This is a genomic window from Streptomyces cyslabdanicus (genome assembly GCF_052663305.1).
In genome coordinates this window covers 316774-332487 of record NZ_JBQRUW010000002.1, presented here as the reverse complement: position 1 = coordinate 332487, position 15714 = coordinate 316774, and the positions used below count along the sequence as shown (strand labels likewise).

At 69.9% G+C, this 15714-nt stretch carries 17 protein-coding genes and 1 pseudogene; 8 read left to right on the top strand and 10 right to left on the bottom strand.

The features are described from left to right. The first annotated feature begins 72 nt into the window (after positions 1-72). On the top strand, positions 73-387 hold the full coding sequence (locus tag ACTYVM_RS02090; RefSeq protein ID WP_445524227.1) for a hypothetical protein: 315 nt from the start codon (positions 73-75) through the stop codon (positions 385-387). A 51-nt stretch (positions 388-438) separates the two neighbouring features. On the opposite strand, the gene ACTYVM_RS02085 is transcribed toward ACTYVM_RS02090, so the two are convergent. The 4 genes from ACTYVM_RS02085 to ACTYVM_RS02070 all read right to left on the bottom strand — a co-directional run bounded on the left by ACTYVM_RS02085 (position 439) and on the right by ACTYVM_RS02070 (position 3672). Continuing rightward, positions 439-1626 (bottom strand): winged helix DNA-binding domain-containing protein, encoded by a 1188-nt coding sequence (locus ACTYVM_RS02085; protein WP_445524226.1) that lies wholly within the window; start codon positions 1624-1626, stop codon positions 439-441. A 78-nt stretch (positions 1627-1704) separates the two neighbouring features. After that, positions 1705-2289, bottom strand: coding sequence for a PspA-associated protein PspAB (pspAB, locus tag ACTYVM_RS02080; protein WP_445524225.1), 585 nt, complete (start codon positions 2287-2289; stop codon positions 1705-1707). A gap of 2 nt (positions 2290-2291) precedes the next feature. Further along, the gene (htpX, locus tag ACTYVM_RS02075; RefSeq protein ID WP_400025715.1) at positions 2292-3215 is read right to left on the bottom strand and encodes a zinc metalloprotease HtpX; all 924 of its coding nucleotides are present in this window, start codon (positions 3213-3215) and stop codon (positions 2292-2294) included. A 199-nt stretch (positions 3216-3414) separates the two neighbouring features. Further along, complete coding sequence (locus ACTYVM_RS02070; protein WP_445524224.1) at positions 3415-3672, bottom strand: SCO2583/SCO2584 N-terminal domain-containing protein; 258 nt, start codon at positions 3670-3672, stop codon at positions 3415-3417. A gap of 342 nt (positions 3673-4014) precedes the next feature. Between ACTYVM_RS02070 and ACTYVM_RS02065 the strand changes: the two genes are divergently transcribed. Next, complete coding sequence (locus ACTYVM_RS02065; protein WP_445524223.1) at positions 4015-4329, top strand: hypothetical protein; 315 nt, start codon at positions 4015-4017, stop codon at positions 4327-4329. A 195-nt stretch (positions 4330-4524) separates the two neighbouring features. Here the strand turns inward: ACTYVM_RS02065 and ACTYVM_RS02060 are convergent, their stop codons facing one another. Together ACTYVM_RS02060 and ACTYVM_RS02055 are read right to left on the bottom strand one after the other, a co-directional pair. After that, positions 4525-5286, bottom strand: a complete 762-nt coding sequence (locus ACTYVM_RS02060) for a hypothetical protein (RefSeq protein WP_445524222.1) — start codon at positions 5284-5286, stop codon at positions 4525-4527. 1 nt (position 5287) lies between these two features. Further along, entirely contained in the window at positions 5288-5668 is a 381-nt protein-coding gene (locus ACTYVM_RS02055; RefSeq protein WP_445524221.1) for a hypothetical protein, read from the bottom strand. A 502-nt stretch (positions 5669-6170) separates the two neighbouring features. Here ACTYVM_RS02055 and ACTYVM_RS02050 point away from each other — a divergent pair. From ACTYVM_RS02050 to ACTYVM_RS02030, 5 genes and pseudogenes are all read left to right on the top strand, one after another. After that, positions 6171-6767, top strand: coding sequence for a TetR/AcrR family transcriptional regulator (locus tag ACTYVM_RS02050; RefSeq protein ID WP_445524220.1), 597 nt, complete (start codon positions 6171-6173; stop codon positions 6765-6767). Next, a complete protein-coding gene (locus tag ACTYVM_RS02045; protein WP_445524219.1) occupies positions 6764-7132 on the top strand; it encodes a DoxX family protein in 369 nt (122 codons plus the stop codon). The genes ACTYVM_RS02050 and ACTYVM_RS02045 overlap by 4 nt, the downstream gene beginning before the upstream one ends. A 53-nt stretch (positions 7133-7185) precedes the next feature. Beyond that, positions 7186-7416 carry a hypothetical protein gene (locus ACTYVM_RS02040; RefSeq protein ID WP_445524218.1) on the top strand — a complete coding sequence of 77 codons (231 nt, stop codon included), beginning with the start codon at positions 7186-7188 and terminating at the stop codon, positions 7414-7416. Further along, positions 7377-7463: pseudogene (locus ACTYVM_RS02035) on the top strand (ABC transporter ATP-binding protein); the annotation flags it as partial. The gene ACTYVM_RS02040 and the pseudogene ACTYVM_RS02035, both read left to right, overlap by 40 nt. Before the next feature lie 237 nt (positions 7464-7700). Beyond that, positions 7701-10934, top strand: a complete 3234-nt coding sequence (locus tag ACTYVM_RS02030) for a S8 family peptidase (RefSeq protein ID WP_445524217.1) — start codon at positions 7701-7703, stop codon at positions 10932-10934. A 272-nt stretch (positions 10935-11206) separates the two neighbouring features. On the opposite strand, the gene glnA is transcribed toward ACTYVM_RS02030, so the two are convergent. Beyond that, positions 11207-12616, bottom strand: a complete 1410-nt coding sequence (gene glnA, locus ACTYVM_RS02025; RefSeq protein WP_445524216.1) for a type I glutamate--ammonia ligase — start codon at positions 12614-12616, stop codon at positions 11207-11209. 206 nt (positions 12617-12822) lie between these two features. Between glnA and ACTYVM_RS02020 the strand changes: the two genes are divergently transcribed. After that, positions 12823-13290 carry an RDD family protein gene (locus tag ACTYVM_RS02020; protein ID WP_445524215.1) on the top strand — a complete coding sequence of 156 codons (468 nt, stop codon included), beginning with the start codon at positions 12823-12825 and terminating at the stop codon, positions 13288-13290. A gap of 167 nt (positions 13291-13457) precedes the next feature. Here ACTYVM_RS02020 and ACTYVM_RS02015 read toward each other — a convergent pair whose 3' ends face one another. The 3 genes from ACTYVM_RS02015 to lipA all read right to left on the bottom strand — a co-directional run bounded on the left by ACTYVM_RS02015 (position 13458) and on the right by lipA (position 15700). Continuing rightward, complete coding sequence (locus tag ACTYVM_RS02015) at positions 13458-14159, bottom strand: DUF4191 domain-containing protein (RefSeq protein ID WP_445524214.1); 702 nt, start codon at positions 14157-14159, stop codon at positions 13458-13460. A 92-nt stretch (positions 14160-14251) separates the two neighbouring features. Then, positions 14252-14452, bottom strand: a complete 201-nt coding sequence (locus ACTYVM_RS02010) for an SCO2195 family GlnR-regulated protein (protein WP_400025728.1) — start codon at positions 14450-14452, stop codon at positions 14252-14254. Positions 14453-14734: 282 nt separating this feature from the next. Next, a complete protein-coding gene (lipA, locus tag ACTYVM_RS02005) occupies positions 14735-15700 on the bottom strand; it encodes a lipoyl synthase (RefSeq protein ID WP_400025729.1) in 966 nt (321 codons plus the stop codon). Between the last annotated feature and the right edge of the window lie 14 nt (positions 15701-15714).

Below are 15714 nucleotides of genomic sequence, written 5' to 3'. Positions count from 1 at the left end.
AGAATTGAGGCAGTGTTCGAGAGCGTCGCCGGAACCCCTTCGCGGCGCTCCCACCGCGACAGGAGGATGCCTGTGGCCGCTGCCGCACTGAAGCCGAAGCCGTTGCCGACCCAGTCCACCGCGAAGCGTCCCGTCCTGCTCGACCTGCCCTACGAACCCGTGGCGAAGCGGCCGTTGCCGCCGGGACGGCCGCGGGAGTGGTACGTCATCCACAACCGCCGTCTGAAGGCGATGCGGCTCGCCATCGCCCTGCTCGACTCGGGCGTCCACCTGCCGCAGCAGGCCCGCGACGAGACGATCCGCGGTATCGCCGAACTCATCGGCGTGCACCCGCCGTCGGCCACGACGTGTCACATGGTGCGGGCACTGATGCGGTACTCGCGCTGACCCGGACGCCGGACGCCGGGTGTCCCGCGGAAACGGGGCGCCCGGCCCGGCCTACGACGCCGCCAGCTCCTTCTCCAGCGGTGTGCGGAAGCGCGGTGTGACCCGCGTCGGGCCGAGCCGGCTCTCCAGCTCCCGCGCCTGCGAGGCGATCGCCGCCTCCGCCTCCGCGCCCACCCCTTCCCGGTCCAGGATCCGCCAGACGACCTCGCCGTCGGGACGCTGGGCCCAGGCCCCGACGACCCGGCCGTCGCACCACACCGTCGGGCCGACGTTGCCGCTGCCGTCGAACAGGGCCGGCCGCAGCCGGGGCGCGAGGTACCAGTCCCGCTGCTGCCAGCCCATCGCCGTGGGGTCGAGACCGGGCAGCAGGGCCGTCCACGGCTCGGCCGGACCGGTCACCGGTGCGACGTCGTCCTCGCTGACGTACGCCGTGCCCTCGTCCACCCGCACCTCCCGCGCCCCCGTCGCGGCCAGCGCCCGCCGCACGTCCGTCACCCGCCAGCCCGTCCACCACTTCAGGTCGGCCTCGGTCGCCGGGCCGCAGGCCGCGAGCCAGCGGCGCAGCAGGTCGCTCTGGGCGGCGACGACGTCCAGCTCGGGGTGTTCGGGCGCGAGGGCCCAGCGGAACTGCGTGGACGTCCAGGAGCCGAGCGGCCGGCCCCGGACCACCTTGCCCTCCACGCCCAGGACGCGCAGCAGCCGTGAGGAGACCGTGTGCACGCCCTCGTAGCTCTTCCCGGCCGCGTACGCGAACTGCTCCCGCAAGCGCGGCTCGTCCTGGGCGAGCTCGGCGGCCGTGGCCTGCCCGCGGCGGGCCAGCGAGGCAAGCGCCGACTCCTCGACCTCCTTCAGCCAGGCCGCGTCCGGCGCGCCCGCCTTCGCCATGTCCTTGATCAGGGCGGCGCGGGCGCGGGCGGCCAGAGCGATCCCGGTCGAGGCGTGCACGACGGCGGTCAGCTCCGCCGGGAAGACGAAGACCGTGTGCCGCATGCCGTGCATCCGGACCAGCGTGCGGTCCTCGTACAGCGCGCGCTCGGCCTGCGGCACCGTCCCTGCGGGCTCCGCCAGGCGGGCGCCCACGCCCAGGTACACCGTCGCCGGATCCGTGCCGTGCAGTGCCACCAGCGCCCGAGCGACCTCCTGCGGCGTCTTCGCCCGCGCTGTGGCGGCCAGCCGGTGCCGCAGGGCCAGCCTGGCCCGCCGCTCCGCCACGTCGATGTACCGGGGTTCCCCGTCCATGAGACCTCCGCCCGTAGTAGTGCCTGAGGGCATCCTGCCCGACAGCACTGACACCGGGCCCCCGATCCAGCCCTTCGCTCACAGGCCGGGGGCGCCCCACACCGGGAACCAGCGGCTCAGGTCCGGCTCGATGCGCAGGTCGTCGGCCAGGACCGCCTTCACCCGCAGTTCCAGCGGGTTGTCGCGCCGCTGCTGCCGGCCGGCCAGCGGCGCGAACGGGTAGAAGGTGCCGCGCTTGTAGAGGTACACCAGGGCCAGTCGCCGGCCGGAGTCGTCGTGGAAGCCGGCCAGGGAGCACAGGAGCTGGGGGCCGAAGCCGTTGACCTCCATCGCGCTGTTCACCGCGTGCAGGTCGTTGACCAGTTCAGGCAGCTGGTCGGGGGAGCGGCGGGAGACCAGCCAGGAGTAGCCGTAGGAGTCCCGGGACAGCTCCACGGGCGGCCCTTCGCGGTCGGCGTCGGCGTCCAGCAGGGCCTGGACCTCGCGGTGCGTCTGCTCGAAGGCCGCGCCCTCGACCGTGGCGAAGCACACCGCGCCCTGCCCGGTCGGGGTGAAGCCGGCCGCCGCCTGAAGGGTCACGGCCGCCGACGGCAGCGCGAACAGCTGGTCCAGGTCGGGCAGGACGGGTTTGGTACGGCCGAGCAGAATGTCCAGGAGCCCCATCCTCAGCCCGCCTTCCCCGGTGTCGCGGCCTCGCCCAGCTCGGCGGAGATCCGCGCGAGCTGCTCCAGCCGCTGCTCCAGGCTCGGGTGGGTGGAGAACAGCCGGGAGATGCCGGGCTCGGAGCCCAGCGCCGGAGTGAAGTAGAAGGCGTTGAAGGCCTGTGCGGTGCGCAGGTCCTCGGACGGGATGCGGCCGATGTCCCCGGTCACCTTGGTGAGCGCGGAGGCCAGCGCCGAGGGCCGTCCGGTCAGCAGCGCCGCCGCCCGGTCGGCGGCCAGCTCCCGGTACCGGGACAGCGCCCGGATCAGCAGGAAGCTGATCGCGTACACGGCCGCCGAGACCGCCATCACCATGGCGAACAGGGCGAGCGTGTTCTGGTCCTTGCGCCCCCGCCCGCCGAACAGCTCCGAGTAGAAGGCGAACCGTACGACCAGACCCGCGACCACCCCGAGGAAGGAGGCCACCGTGATCACGGCGACGTCCTTGTGCGCCACGTGCGACAGTTCGTGCGCGAGCACGCCCTCGAGCTCGGCCGGCTCCACCCGCCGCAGCAGCCCCGTGGTCACGCACACCACAGCGTTGTCCGGGTTCCGGCCGGTGGCGAACGCGTTCGGCATATCCATGCTGGACACGGCGACGGTCGGCTTGGGCATGTCCGCCATGGCGCACAGCCGGTCGACCACCGCGTGCAACTGGGGATACTCCTCCCGCTCCACCACCCGGCCGTGCATCGCGAACAGGGCGATGCGGTCGGAGAACCAGTACTGGGCGGCGAGCACGCCGGCCGCGATCACCACGACCAGCACCCAGGACTTCAGCAGCACGATCAGCACGGCCACGAACGCCACGTACAGCAACCCGAGCAGGAACAGCGTGACCCCCATGCGTACGGTCAGCCGTCGGTCGCTCCGGAAGCGGCTCTGCATCTCATCACCCCGCAGTCAGGCACTCGTCCCGACATCCAGTGTGCACCTGCGGATGCCCATGAAGGGGTCCCGATCAGCTCCAGGAGGGGCAAAGCCGCCTGTGAGTCCGCGTGCGCGCGCGGTGAGCGCTCCCGGGCCTCCAGGGTCTCCCCGCCGTCCCCGGCCTGCCCATCGCCTCGCCGTCCCCGGCCTCCCGGGACTAGAAGTGGCGGTGGGTCTGGGCGTACCCGAGCAGCACGATCACCGCGGCGACGCAGGCGAGGACCACGACCGTGGATATCCACGAGGAGCGGCGCGGCGCGATAGGGGTCGGGTCGGCGCGGAACGGGACCGGTCCCGGCGGGTTGTGCTTCCAGCGCGCGGCGAGCATCCGGGCACGGGCCGACGGCTCCTTGTGCTCGGCGGCGCGCGCCCACCGGTGATCGAACTCGCGCTCCAGATCGTCGTGCTCGGTCATCCCCGTAACCTCTCCGGTCCTTATCCGTCCTTGATACCGACGAGGAATCATCCCCTGACCACGGGAGTCCTGTGAAGCGATCGTCGCTGTGGAGCGATCGCTCAAGATGCTGCCCGGTCGCCGGGAAGCTAGCCTCTATGCGTGAGGACGGCGGTCCGGGAACAGGCCCGGCGTCGGCCGAAATCCCTGCTCACGGGCCTTGACAGCGCGTCCCGCGCGGGCCCTGCCGCCAGTACTCGCGGCATCACCCACGACCGCGCCGCCGAACCCTTTCCCGCTGCGGCCGCGGCCCTTCTTCTCGTGCCCGAAACCGCACGAGGGGGTGGAAAGGAAGGTACTTCCATGAAAGCACAGCGTGCTAGGCGACTCGTCACCCTGTCCGCAGTCGGCGTTCTGATGGCGGCCGGCACCGCCGTCGGCACGGCGGGCGCGGCCTCGGCGGCGACCCCGGCGACCACTCCCGCCCATGTCGCGACCCTCTCCGCCGGTGTCCCCCAGGGTGGCGGGTGCGGCTGGTGGTCCCGCTGGTGCGGCGGTTACGGCCGCGGCGGCTTCTTCGGCCCCGGCTACGGCTACTACGGCTTCGGCGGCTACTACGGGGGCTACGGCGGCTACGGCGGCTACGGCGGCGGCCCGGTGGTGATCGTGGTGCGCTGACGGCAGCACGAACGAGGGCCGCCCTCCTCACCGGGGGCGGCCCTCATCGTGGCACCTGCCGATCACGCGGCGAAGTGCGGCTGGGGCAGCTGGGCGCCCTTCGGTCGGAGCCACTGGGGGCGCTCGCTCACGGGGAGGCAGGGCTGACGTCGGCGCCATGGCTCGAAGATCAGCCCTGCCCCAGTTGCTGCACAGTCACAAACGTCCCCAACGTAGCCGCACTACGTCGAGTCGCCGGGTCGCCACGAGAACTCCTCCGGCCAGGGCCAACCACAGGACGATCATTCCGACAGGGCCGGTCCGTATGCCGAACAGTCCGGCAGGTACAACACAGAACCCGGCAGCGCATGTCTGTATCCAGCGCCTCTTGAGGCGTGCGGTCAGCCCCCTCGAGGTGTAGCCGGGAGCGTGGGCGACCGCGTGTCCTCCGGTGTCGACGGCGAAGAGGCCGACGGCGATGAGGACCAGGGCGATGCCCGTGGTGAACAGGGCCAGTCCTTCGGGGTTGTCGTCGGAGTACTGCGTCACGCCGTCCTTGTCCACGGCGACCGCGTAGTCCCGCCACATGGTGACGGTGACCACGTCACCGGCGCGCAGGTGCCTGAGCAGCGGCTCTGCTCCTCCCATGTCCACTTTCCGGGGCACGGGGCGGGGTCCGGTGAGCAGGAGTTCGTACCGTTCCTCCCGCACGTGCCTGGATTCCCGGATCTCCGCGCCGCGCACGGTGGCCTGTACGGAGCGCAGGCAGTCCACGGTTACTGCCACGCCACAGGGGCGGGCAGCCCGGTAGGCACGCTCTGCGGCCTTGGCGTCGGACACGGCGCTCAGCCCGATGCCGGCCAAGAGGAGCGCGGCGAGGCCGAGCAGTACGGCGACGGCTCCCCAGCAGCGATGCCAGAGGGTACGCAGGCGCAGATCATGCCGGGCACCACGTCGGTCGTCGCCCTCGTACGGCATGTCAGGCCCTCCGCCGCACGCGGGAGCGGGCCGTGAACACGGCCATCGCGACCACCAGCCCCGCCGCGGTCGCCATGGTGTCGGCGAGCAGCCGGTCCGCATGAGGTCGCAGCCGGTCGACCAGGGTGCCCACCACCACCAAGCCGGAGACCGCGGCCACCACACCGGCGCCCCACTGACGGTGCCTGTTGTAGAACCACCGACCCAGCACCATCACTGGTGGTGCGGCGACCGGGAACTGCCGCTCGTCGAACAGCTCCAAAGCGGTCCACGTGATGGCGAGCACCACCGCGCACCCCACCGCCACCCTGGCCGCCTCGGCCCACATCACGGACCGGTCCCCGCCCACCACGTCGCCTTCCGCCCTCCCCGTCCGTGCCATCGTGCCGACGGCGTCAAACCGACGGCAATTGAGCCACACCCGTCCCTCCGTCGCCATACCGGTCCCCGACACGATCAGCGAACGTCTGTCCGGCGGATCAAGGACGCACATGCCTGCCCACTGGTGGGAGCAGCTTTACCGCGGGCTCCGCCTACGCCCTGCGACCCGCGGTTTCCTGGCAGCTGGCGCCGCCGGGGGCGCCAACCCGTTGAGCGGGGGCTCCGCCTGTGGCTGCCTGCTGTCTGGCATTCAGCATTGCTGGCTTCATTCTGGTGGCGCGCGACCACGACATCTTCCGAAACGGCCGCGGCGGCCGGAAGCGCCGAAAGCTGCCTCCACTGCACCCGTGATGGGCAGGACTGGGCCTGCGCCACGCGCATCCACACGATCAAGCGCTCTGCGTGCGCGCCCACGTGCCCTCTCCGGCCCGGCGTGCCGAGTTCTGAAACCGTGCTGACCGACACTATTGCCTCGGTGCAGCCGCGCCGACTACCTTCTGAACATGTTCACTGAACGCGTTCAGGTAACTCGTGCCGAACGAAAACGGCGGACCACCACCCACATCGTCGAAGCCGCCGAAAGGCTCTTCCAGGAGCGTGGCTTCCAGGGCACAACGGTGCGGCAGATCGCGGCGGAGGCGGGTGTTTCCGTGGGTGCCGTCATGGCGGTGGGGGACAAGGAGTCTCTGTTGAGCCTTGTCTACGACCAAGCCATCGCCGCCCGCATCCCCGCGCCACCGGCGGCGGAGTCCGCAGCCTCCGCAGTCGACTACCTGGCCCACTACTTCGACCCGTTCCTCGATTTGTTCGCCGAGAACTACGAACTCGCGCGCTCGTACTTCCGGACCCTGACCCGAGGTCAACCCGAGAACGCGGCCCTCGGCGCGCTGCGCACGCTGACCGAGGACAATCTCACCGCCGCGATGGTGAAGGCGGGAATACCCAACCCCCGCGCCCGACACGGTGCGCAGGTGATGTTCACCAGCTACCTGGGGGAGCTGATGCTGCTTGCCGCGGGATCCACCGACCGACAGCAGACGGCAACCGGGATCCGGCGCACCGCCGAATTCGTCACCGTATACGAAGAGGATGACCGATGACCCTCTCTGAACTCCCGTCTCCCGTCTGGCCCATCCTGATCCTGCTCGGGATACAGGCGGGCGACGCCGCAATGATGCTCCGTCCACCGAGATTCATCGTCGACTGCCTGGACGGCGTACGGTTCCCGCGCGACTGGTGGTGGGCGCTGATCACCCTCAAGGCGGCCTCCGTAGTTGGGCTCATCGTCGGGATCTGGGTGCCCGGCATCGCCTTGGCGACCACTGCTGCGATCGTTGTCTACTTCCTGGCGGCCGCCGCATCCCACATTCGCGCGCGAGCCCTGAACTCCACGTTCTGGGTCAACTGCCTGGGCATGCTACTGCTGTCCCTGGCTGTGCTCATGGTGAGCTTCGTGCGGCTTTGACGTGCTCCCTGGCCTAAAGTCCAGGGATTCCGGCCTGGGCTGCGAGGAGCACCATGCGCCGCATCGGATCCACCCTCACCGAGCGCGGGTCGACCGGCTACAACAACTGCTCCGACGTCTTTGAGTTGGGCGACGGGTCCTTCTTCGTCGTCGGCAGCGTGCCCGCCGCCGGGCAGGCGCCGTCTGCCGAGCAGCGGCGCGCGACGGGCGCCTCCATCGGCGCCAACGAGCGGACGATGATCCCCATGACTCCGCCCTTGCGAAGAAGGCCCCGCGACTGGTGACGATCCGCAAGGGCCGCGTCAGCGTCAAGGAGAACGCAGGCGCGTAGGCGTACTGCTCGAGGCGGGCCTCTCGGATTGTTGCGCTTCTCCATTGAGCAGTTGATCAGCCCCCGGCATACTGCATGTTCCGGGGGCGTACGCGTACTTGTACGAGATTTCCCTCGACCGGGTGGACGGGAGATTCGCCCGGTACTTCATCTTCAGGGGGAGTCTTGCGTAGACAAGTGAAAAGAGCGTGCGCGGCCACGGTCGCCACAGCGGCAGCGGTAGCGCTTGCCGCGGGTATGACCAGTCCGGCTTCGGCGGGGCCCGAGCCGCACTCGTCCGACGCCACCCGGCTCACCGCCCGCCACAGCGTCACCCTCATCACCGGCGACCGGGTCACCGTGGACGCCAAGGGGCGCGTGGTCGGCCTGCAGCGGGCCAAGGGGCGCGAACACATACCCGTGCAGGTCCGCAAGGCCGGCGGGCACACCCACGTCGTACCGGCCGACGCGGCCCGCCTGGTCACCTCCGGCAAGCTGGACCAACGGCTGTTCGACATCACCGAGTTGAACAAGTCCACCAACCGCAGGTCGCTCAAGAACGGCCTGAAGGTCATCGTCGGCTACCAGGGCACCGCCACCACCGCACGGGCCGACGTCCGCGAGGCCGGCACCCTGCGCCGCACCCTCAAGTCGCTGAACGCGGACGCGGTGCAGACCCCGGTCAAGGACACGCCCGAGCTGTGGAAGGCGCTCACCAACGGGGACAAGACCGCCACCGGCGTCGCCCACGTCTGGCTCGACGGCGTCCGCAAGGCCAGCCTCGACAAGTCCGTGCCGCAGATCGGCGCCCCGACGGCGTGGCAGTCCGGCTACACCGGCAAGGGTGTGAAGATCGCCGTCCTGGACACCGGTGTCGACGCCACCCACGCCGACCTGAAGAGCCAGGTCATCGCGGCCAAGAACTTCTCCACCGCGAAGAACACCAACGACGCCTTCGGCCACGGCACCCACGTCGCCTCCATCGCGGCGGGCACCGGCGCGAAGTCGGGCGGCAAGTACAAGGGCGTGGCGCCCGACGCCAAGATCCTCAATGGCAAGGTCCTCGACGACGACGGATACGGTGACGACTCCAACATCCTCGCCGGCATGGAGTGGGCCGCCCAGGAGGGTGCCGACATCGTCAACCTGAGCCTCGGCGGTCCGGACATGCCCGGAATCGACCCGCTGAAGGAGGCGGTCGACAGGCTCTCCGCCGAGAAGGGCATCCTCTTCACGATCGCCGCCGGCAACGAGGGCCCCGGGACGCTCGGTTCGCCGGGCAGCGCGGACGCCGCCCTCACCGTCGGCGCCGTCGACAAGAAGGACAAGCTCGCCGACTTCTCCTCCACCGGCCCGCGCGTCGGCGACGGTGCCATCAAGCCCGACGTCACCGCGCCGGGCGTGGCCATCACGGCCGCCGCGGCCAAGGGCAGCCTCATCGCCCAGGAGGTCGGCGAGAACCCGGCCGGCTACCTGACCATCGACGGCACGTCGATGGCGACCCCGCACGTCGCCGGTGCCGCCGCGCTCCTCAAGCAGCAGCACCCCGATTGGGGTTACGCCGAGCTGAAGGGCGCGCTGACCGGCTCCGCCAAGGGCGGCCCGTACACCCCCTTCCAGCAGGGCGCCGGCCGTATCGCCGTCGACAAGGCGCTCCAGCAGACCGTGATCGCCGACCCGGTGTCGGTGAGCTTTCCCACCCAGACCTGGCCGCACACCGACGACGAGTCGGTCACCAAGCAGCTGATCTACCGCAACCTCGGCACCGAGGACGTCATCCTCAGCCTGGCCGTGACGGCCGCCGACCCCAAGGGCCGGCCCGCCCCGGCCGGCTTCTTCACGCTCGGCGCGACGGAGGTGACGGTCCCGGCCGGCGCCAAGGCCTCCGTCGACCTGACCGTGGACACCCGGCTGGGCGGCACCCTGGACGGCGCGTACTCGGCGTACGTGACGGCGACCGGCGGCGGGCAGACCGTCCGCACGGCCGCGGCCGTGGAGCGTGAGGTCGAGTCGTACGACGTCACCGTCAAGCACATCGGCCGGGACGGCAAGCCCACCACCGGCTACAACACCATCCTGTTCGGCTACACCGGCCTCGGCACGGACCGCGACTACGAGGTGCCCGGCGGCTCCGGCACGGCGACCGTGCGCGTGCCCAAGGGCACCTACCTCGTGGACGCCTGGATCGCGAAGGACTTCGACACCTTCAAGGGCGGCCTGGACTGGCTGGTCCAGCCGAAGCTCAGCGTGACCAAGAACCTCACGCTGACGATCGACGCCCGGACCACCAAGGCAGCCGACATCACCGTGCCGGACAAGGCCGCGCGGCAGGTCATGGCGATGATCAGCTACTCCTACGACCCTGCGATGGTTGGCTTCGGTTTCGGCCTCGACCGTTGGTCCGACCTGCGCACCGGTTCCCTCGGCGGAGACGTCGGCGGGCTGAGCCAGACCTGGAACGGCCAGTGGACCAAGGGCGCGAAGGCCGAGTACGACGTGGCGACCACCGCCAAGGTCAAGCGGTTCCAGGGCGGCAAGGTACGCCACTACGCGGCACGCGAACTGGCCACGGTGAAGAACACCATCGCCGCGGGCGGCTCCCGCAAGACCGGCGGCATCACCACCTGGGGCGAGCTTCCCGAGGACTTCGTCATCGGCTTCCCGGTCGAGCAGAAGCTGCCGGGCACGCGCACGCTCCACCTGTCGACGGGCAACGGCATCCGGTGGTCCTGGAACGTGGACCAGTACAGCGGCCACGACCGCGACGGCTGGCCGATCACCGAGGCGTCCTACACGCTGGGCGCGCCGCAGGTCTTCAAGGGCGGCAAGACGTACACCAAGTCCTTCAACCGGGCGGTGTTCGGCCCGCGTCTGAGCCGGGACTACGGTCTGTTCCGGCGCGGCAACGCGATCTACGGCTCGCTGCCGCTGTTCGCCGACTCCGCCGGACACGCCGGCGCCTCGGTGTTCACCTCGGCGAAGACCACCCTCTACCGCAACGGCAACAAGGTCGGTTCCAACAACGACCCGCTGTTCGGGGACGGGGAGTTCGCGGTTCCCTCTGGTGACGCCCAGTACAAGTTGACCACCTCGGTCAAGCGCAGTGCGAAGATCGCGAACGCCTCCACCCGTATCGACGCGACCTGGACCTTCCGTTCCAAGAAGCCGTCCGGCTCGCGCGCGTCCCAGCTCCCGGCCTCCTCGGCCCGCTTCAAGGCCACCACCGGACTGGACAACCGTGTTTCGGCGGGCAAGAAGGCCACCTTCCCGGTCACCGTGGAGGGCGCCGCCGCGGGCAAGAACCTCAAGTCGCTGACCGTCTGGGTGTCGTACAACAACGGCAAGACCTGGAAGAAGGTCACCGTCACGAAGGGCAAGATCACCGTCAAGAACCCGGCGAAGGGGAAGGCCATCTCCTACCGCGCCAAGATCACCGACAAGAAGGGCAACACCTCGGTGATCTCGATCTACAGCGCGTACTACGGCAAGTGATCGACAAAGATGAGGCGTAACCCAAGGCCGCCGAGGTGATCCGGCGGATTCCAGGGGTCGCGGCAACACCGTGGTGAGTTGGTGCGGACCGCGGCCCTGGCGAATCCGATGCGCCGGCCCGAGCGGCGGCCCGGCGTAAGCCCTCGACAGCCGTTCGCGGTGCACGCTCCGAAACAAGGCCGTCGGCCGTGCCTCTCCCAACGAGGAAGAGCACGGCCGACGGCCCACAGACGGCCCAGGAGAGCGGTTACCCGCTCTGACCTGGGGTGATATCACACGTCGAAGTACAGCTCGAACTCGTGCGGGTGCGGGCGCAGCTGGAGCGGGGCGATCTCGTTCGTGCGCTTGAAGTCGACCCACGTCTCGATCAGGTCGGACGTGAACACGTCGCCCTGGAGCAGGAACTCGTGGTCGTCCTCCAGCGCCCGCAGGACGGCCTCCAGCGAGGTCGGGACCTGGGCGACGTTGGCGTGCTCCTCGGGCGCCAGCTCGTAGAGGTCCTTGTCGATCGGCTCGGCCGGCTCGATCTTGTTCTTGACGCCGTCCAGGCCCGCGAGCAGCAGTGCCGCGAAGGCCAGGTACGGGTTGCCGGAGGCGTCGGGGGCGCGGAACTCCACGCGCTTGGCCTTCGGGTTGGAGCCCGTGATCGGGATGCGCATCGCGGCGGAGCGGTTGCGCTGCGAGTACACGAGGTTCACCGGGGCCTCGAAGCCCGGCACCAGACGGTGGTAGGAGTTCACCGTCGGGTTGGTGAAGGCGAGCAGCGCCGGGGCGTGCTTGAGGATGCCGCCGATGTAGTAGCGGGCGGTGTCCGACAGGCCCGCGTAGCCGGCCTCGTCGTAGAACAGCGGGTCGCCGTTGCTCCACAGCGACTGGTGCACGTGCATGCCCGAGCCGTTGTCACCGAAGATCGGCTTCGGCATGAAGGTCGCCGTCTTGCCGTTGCGCCACGCGACGTTCTTCACGATGTACTTGAACAGCTGGAGGTCGTCGGCGGCGGCGAGCAGCGTGTTGAACCTGTAGTTGATCTCGGCCTGGCCGGCGGTGCCCACCTCGTGGTGCTGGCGCTCCACCTGCAGACCGCTCTTCGCCAGCTCCAGGGAGATCTCCGCGCGCAGGTCGGCGAAGTGGTCGACCGGCGGGACCGGGAAGTAGCCGCCCTTGTAGCGGACCTTGTAACCGCGGTTGTCCTCCAGCGCGCCGGTGTTCCAGGCGCCCGCCTCGGAGTCGATGTGGTAGAAGGACTCGTTCTCGGCGGTCCGGAACCGGACGTTGTCGAAGACGTAGAACTCCGCCTCCGGACCGAAGTACGCGGTGTCGGCGATCCCGGTGGACGCCAGGTACGCCTCGGCCTTCCTCGCCACGTTGCGCGGGTCACGGGAGTACTGCTCGCCGGTGATCGGGTCGTGGATGAAGAAGTTGATGTTGAGCGTCTTGTCCCGGCGGAACGGGTCCACCCGTGCGGTGGACAGGTCGGCGCGCAGGGACATGTCGGATTCGTGGATGGCCTGGAAGCCACGGATCGACGACCCGTCGAACGCCTGCTCCTCGTCGGGGTCGAACGCCTCGGCGGGCAACGTGAAGTGCTGCATGACGCCCGGCAGGTCGCAGAAGCGGACGTCGACGAACTTGACGTCCTCGTCCGCGATGTACTTCTTGGCCTCGTCGGCGTTCTGGAACATCCAGCTCCTCCTACTCCCGACCGTCCCGCCGGGGTGGTAGATCGTTGGTGCGGCCGGTGCGCTGGCCCACCTTGAGGACCCTAGGGACGGGTGATTTCCCGGGCGTGACCCAATTGTTTCGCAGAAGTTAACCGGCTCGGGTGGTGGTCACGGTCGCGGACACCCCGCCGACCCCCCTGATTCCAGCCTCGCAGTACGGTGGTCGGGTGGACAACAGGCAAGCAATGGGATCATGGCTTTCCGGGCCGCGCGCGGCCATGGAGGACGCCGGCGCGGACTTCGGCTACCGGGGCCGGGAGCTGGGGTTGCCGGAGCAGGGGCCGGGGTCGATCGCCGGTCCGGGGCGCCGGCTCGGCGCGCTGGCCGTCGACTGGGCGCTGTGCCTGTGGATTGCCTACGGCCTGATCACGCACGGCTACTACCAGGCCACGAGCAACTGGGCGCTGCTCATCTTCCTGGCGCTCGGCGTCCTCACCGTCGGCACGATCGGGTTCACGCCCGGCAAGCGCCTGTTCGGCCTGCGCGTCGTCGCCCTCGGCACCGGCCGGGTCCAGCCGCTGCGCGCCCTGCTGCGCACGGTCCTGCTGTGCCTGGCCGTTCCCGCCCTGATCTGGGACCGCGACGGCCGCGGCCTGCACGACCGGTTGGCGGGCACGGTGGAGGTACGGATCTAGCCGCAGGCGCCCGCCGCGGAAGTCGGCTGCGGGAGTCGGCCGCGGTTCCCGTGCCCACGGCGGCGCGAGGCGTGATGTCCGCGGGCGACGGAGGTGCCCTCTACGACGACGGGGCGCCCGGAGTGGTCTCCGGGCGCCCCGTCGTCGTAGAGGGTGTCTGAGCGGGATCAGCGGGCCTTCGGGCCGCCCTTCGGCATGCGCATGCCCTTGGGCATCGGGCCCTTCGGCAGCGGCATGTTGCTCATCAGGTCGCCGAGGGCGCGCAGCCGGTCGTTGGTGGTGGTGACCTGCGGGCCGGTCAGTACGCGCGGGAACTTCAGCATGGTGGTGCGCAGCTTCTTCAGCGGGACCTGGTCCTCGCCGTTGCCCACGATCACGTCGTGCACCGGGACGTCCGCGACGATCCGGTTCATCTTCTTCTTCTCGGCGGCGAGCAGGGACTTCACCCGGTTCGGGTTGCCCTCGGCGACCAGCACGATGCCGGCCTTGCCGACCGCGCGGTGCACCACGTCCTGGCTGCGGTTCATGGCCACCGCCGGGGTGGTGGTCCAGCCCCGGCCCACGTTGTCCAGAACCGCGGCGGCGGCGCCCGGCTGGCCCTCCATCTGCCCGAACGCGGCACGCTCGGCCCGGCGTCCGAAGACGATCGCCGTCGCGAGGAAGGCGAGCAGCAGGCCCAGGATGCCGAGGTAGAGCGGGTGGCCGATCGCGAAGCCGATCGCGAGAAGGACACCGAAGGTGATGATGAAGACGCCCGCGAGTACCAGACCGATCTTGTTGTCGGCCTTTCGGGTCATCTTGTAGGTCAGGGCGATCTGCTTCAGTCGCCCGGGGTTGGCAGCCTCGGCTGCGTTGTCCTTCCTCGCCATGCCACGAAGTCTACGTGGCTCCCGGAGCGGCCCACGACGGCAGTGCCCCTACGGCCCGGGGACAACGGGGCGGAAAGGGGCCGCGGGACGCGTCAGGGGCCGACGGCGGGGAACTGGTCGAGGACCCGCTGCGCCTCGACGCGGTCCTTGGCCCGGCGGCGGTCCTCCAGGACGGAGTTCCAGGCGTTGCGGCGGGCGGTGCGCTGGCCGCTGCTCATGAGCAGGGACTCGACCGCACGCAGTGCGTCGGTGAAGGACGGGATCGCGGTGGCACGAACGTGCGCAGCCTGCATGGGAGGTCCCCCTCATGACGGCTCTTGGTGTACGGGCTGTGAGTCCAGGGTCACTGCTTGGTGTTACCAGGGCATGACCGGACGGTCAAACACCGATGAAGCCTCGCGGCCACGGTCCGGAAGGCTGACGCGGCCCTGACCGGGGCGCCCATCTGCGGCGACGGTCGGGACCGCGTCCTATCCGACTGTACCGGACAGTAGGTTCTTGTGCCCGATTTCACACACTCGCCGCCCGTTTGCGGGGCGGTGCGAGGCGGGAGGGTGACGGACGGTCGGCCGGGGTCAGACCGCCTGGACGGCGACGTAGGTGCCCCGCTTCTCGACGGCCATCCGGTACAGCCGCCCGGCGCGGTAGGAGGACCGGACCAGCGGACCCGACATCACGCCGGAGAAGCCGATCTGCTCGGCTTCCTCCTTCAGCTCCACGAACTCCTGCGGCTTGACCCACCGCTCCACCGGGTGGTGGCGCACCGAGGGGCGCAGGTACTGGGTGATGGTGACCAGCTCGCAGCCCGCGTCGTGGAGCTGCTTGAGCGCCTCGACGACCTCCTCGCGGGTCTCGCCCATGCCGAGGATGAGGTTGGACTTGGTCACCAGGCCGAAGTCGCGGGCCTCGGTGATGACCTTCAGGGAGCGCTCGTAGCGGAAGCCGGGGCGGATCCGCTTGAAGATCCGGGGGACCGTCTCGACGTTGTGCGCGAAGACCTCGGGGCGGGAGTCGAAGACCTCCGCCAGCTGCTCGGGAACGGCGTTGAAGTCGGGGGCGAGCAGCTCCACCTTCGTACGGCCGTCCTCGCGGTCCGCCGTCTGCTGGTGGATCTGGCGCACGGTCTCGGCGTACAGCCAGGCGCCGCCGTCCTCCAGGTCGTCGCGGGCGACGCCGGTGATGGTGGCGTAGTTCAGGTCCATGGTGACCACGGACTCGCCCACGCGGCGCGGCTCGTCGCGGTCGAGGGCCTCCGGCTTGCCGGTGTCGATCTGGCAGAAGTCGCAGCGCCGGGTGCACTGGTCGCCGCCGATGAGGAAGGTCGCCTCGCGATCCTCCCAGCACTCGTAGATGTTCGGACAGCCGGCTTCCTGGCAGACCGTGTGCAGGCCCTCGCTCTTCACGAGGTTCTGCATCTTCGTGTACTCGGGACCCATTTTCGCCCGGGTCTTGATCCACTCGGGCTTGCGCTCGATGGGGGTCTGGCTGTTGCGGACCTCCAGGCGCAGCATCTTGCGTCCGTCGGGTGCGACTGCGGACACGACCGGCTCCCTGT

Coding starts and splice junctions, on each gene's coding strand:
- ACTYVM_RS02070 (WP_445524224.1), bottom strand. CDS start 3,672: ATGACCGAGCACGACGATCTGGAGCGCGAGTTCGATCACCGGTGGGCG.
- ACTYVM_RS02045 (WP_445524219.1), top strand. CDS start 6,764: ATGACCCTCTCTGAACTCCCGTCTCCCGTCTGGCCCATCCTGATCCTG.
- pspAB (WP_445524225.1), bottom strand. CDS start 2,289: ATGGGGCTCCTGGACATTCTGCTCGGCCGTACCAAACCCGTCCTGCCC.
- ACTYVM_RS02040 (WP_445524218.1), top strand. CDS start 7,186: ATGCGCCGCATCGGATCCACCCTCACCGAGCGCGGGTCGACCGGCTAC.
- ACTYVM_RS02030 (WP_445524217.1), top strand. CDS start 7,701: ATGACCAGTCCGGCTTCGGCGGGGCCCGAGCCGCACTCGTCCGACGCC.
- glnA (WP_445524216.1), bottom strand. CDS start 12,616: ATGTTCCAGAACGCCGACGAGGCCAAGAAGTACATCGCGGACGAGGAC.
- ACTYVM_RS02065 (WP_445524223.1), top strand. CDS start 4,015: ATGAAAGCACAGCGTGCTAGGCGACTCGTCACCCTGTCCGCAGTCGGC.
- ACTYVM_RS02015 (WP_445524214.1), bottom strand. CDS start 14,159: ATGGCGAGGAAGGACAACGCAGCCGAGGCTGCCAACCCCGGGCGACTG.
- ACTYVM_RS02055 (WP_445524221.1), bottom strand. CDS start 5,668: ATGGCACGGACGGGGAGGGCGGAAGGCGACGTGGTGGGCGGGGACCGG.
- ACTYVM_RS02010 (WP_400025728.1), bottom strand. CDS start 14,452: ATGCAGGCTGCGCACGTTCGTGCCACCGCGATCCCGTCCTTCACCGAC.
- ACTYVM_RS02050 (WP_445524220.1), top strand. CDS start 6,171: ATGTTCACTGAACGCGTTCAGGTAACTCGTGCCGAACGAAAACGGCGG.
- ACTYVM_RS02085 (WP_445524226.1), bottom strand. CDS start 1,626: ATGGACGGGGAACCCCGGTACATCGACGTGGCGGAGCGGCGGGCCAGG.
- htpX (WP_400025715.1), bottom strand. CDS start 3,215: ATGCAGAGCCGCTTCCGGAGCGACCGACGGCTGACCGTACGCATGGGG.
- ACTYVM_RS02060 (WP_445524222.1), bottom strand. CDS start 5,286: ATGCCGTACGAGGGCGACGACCGACGTGGTGCCCGGCATGATCTGCGC.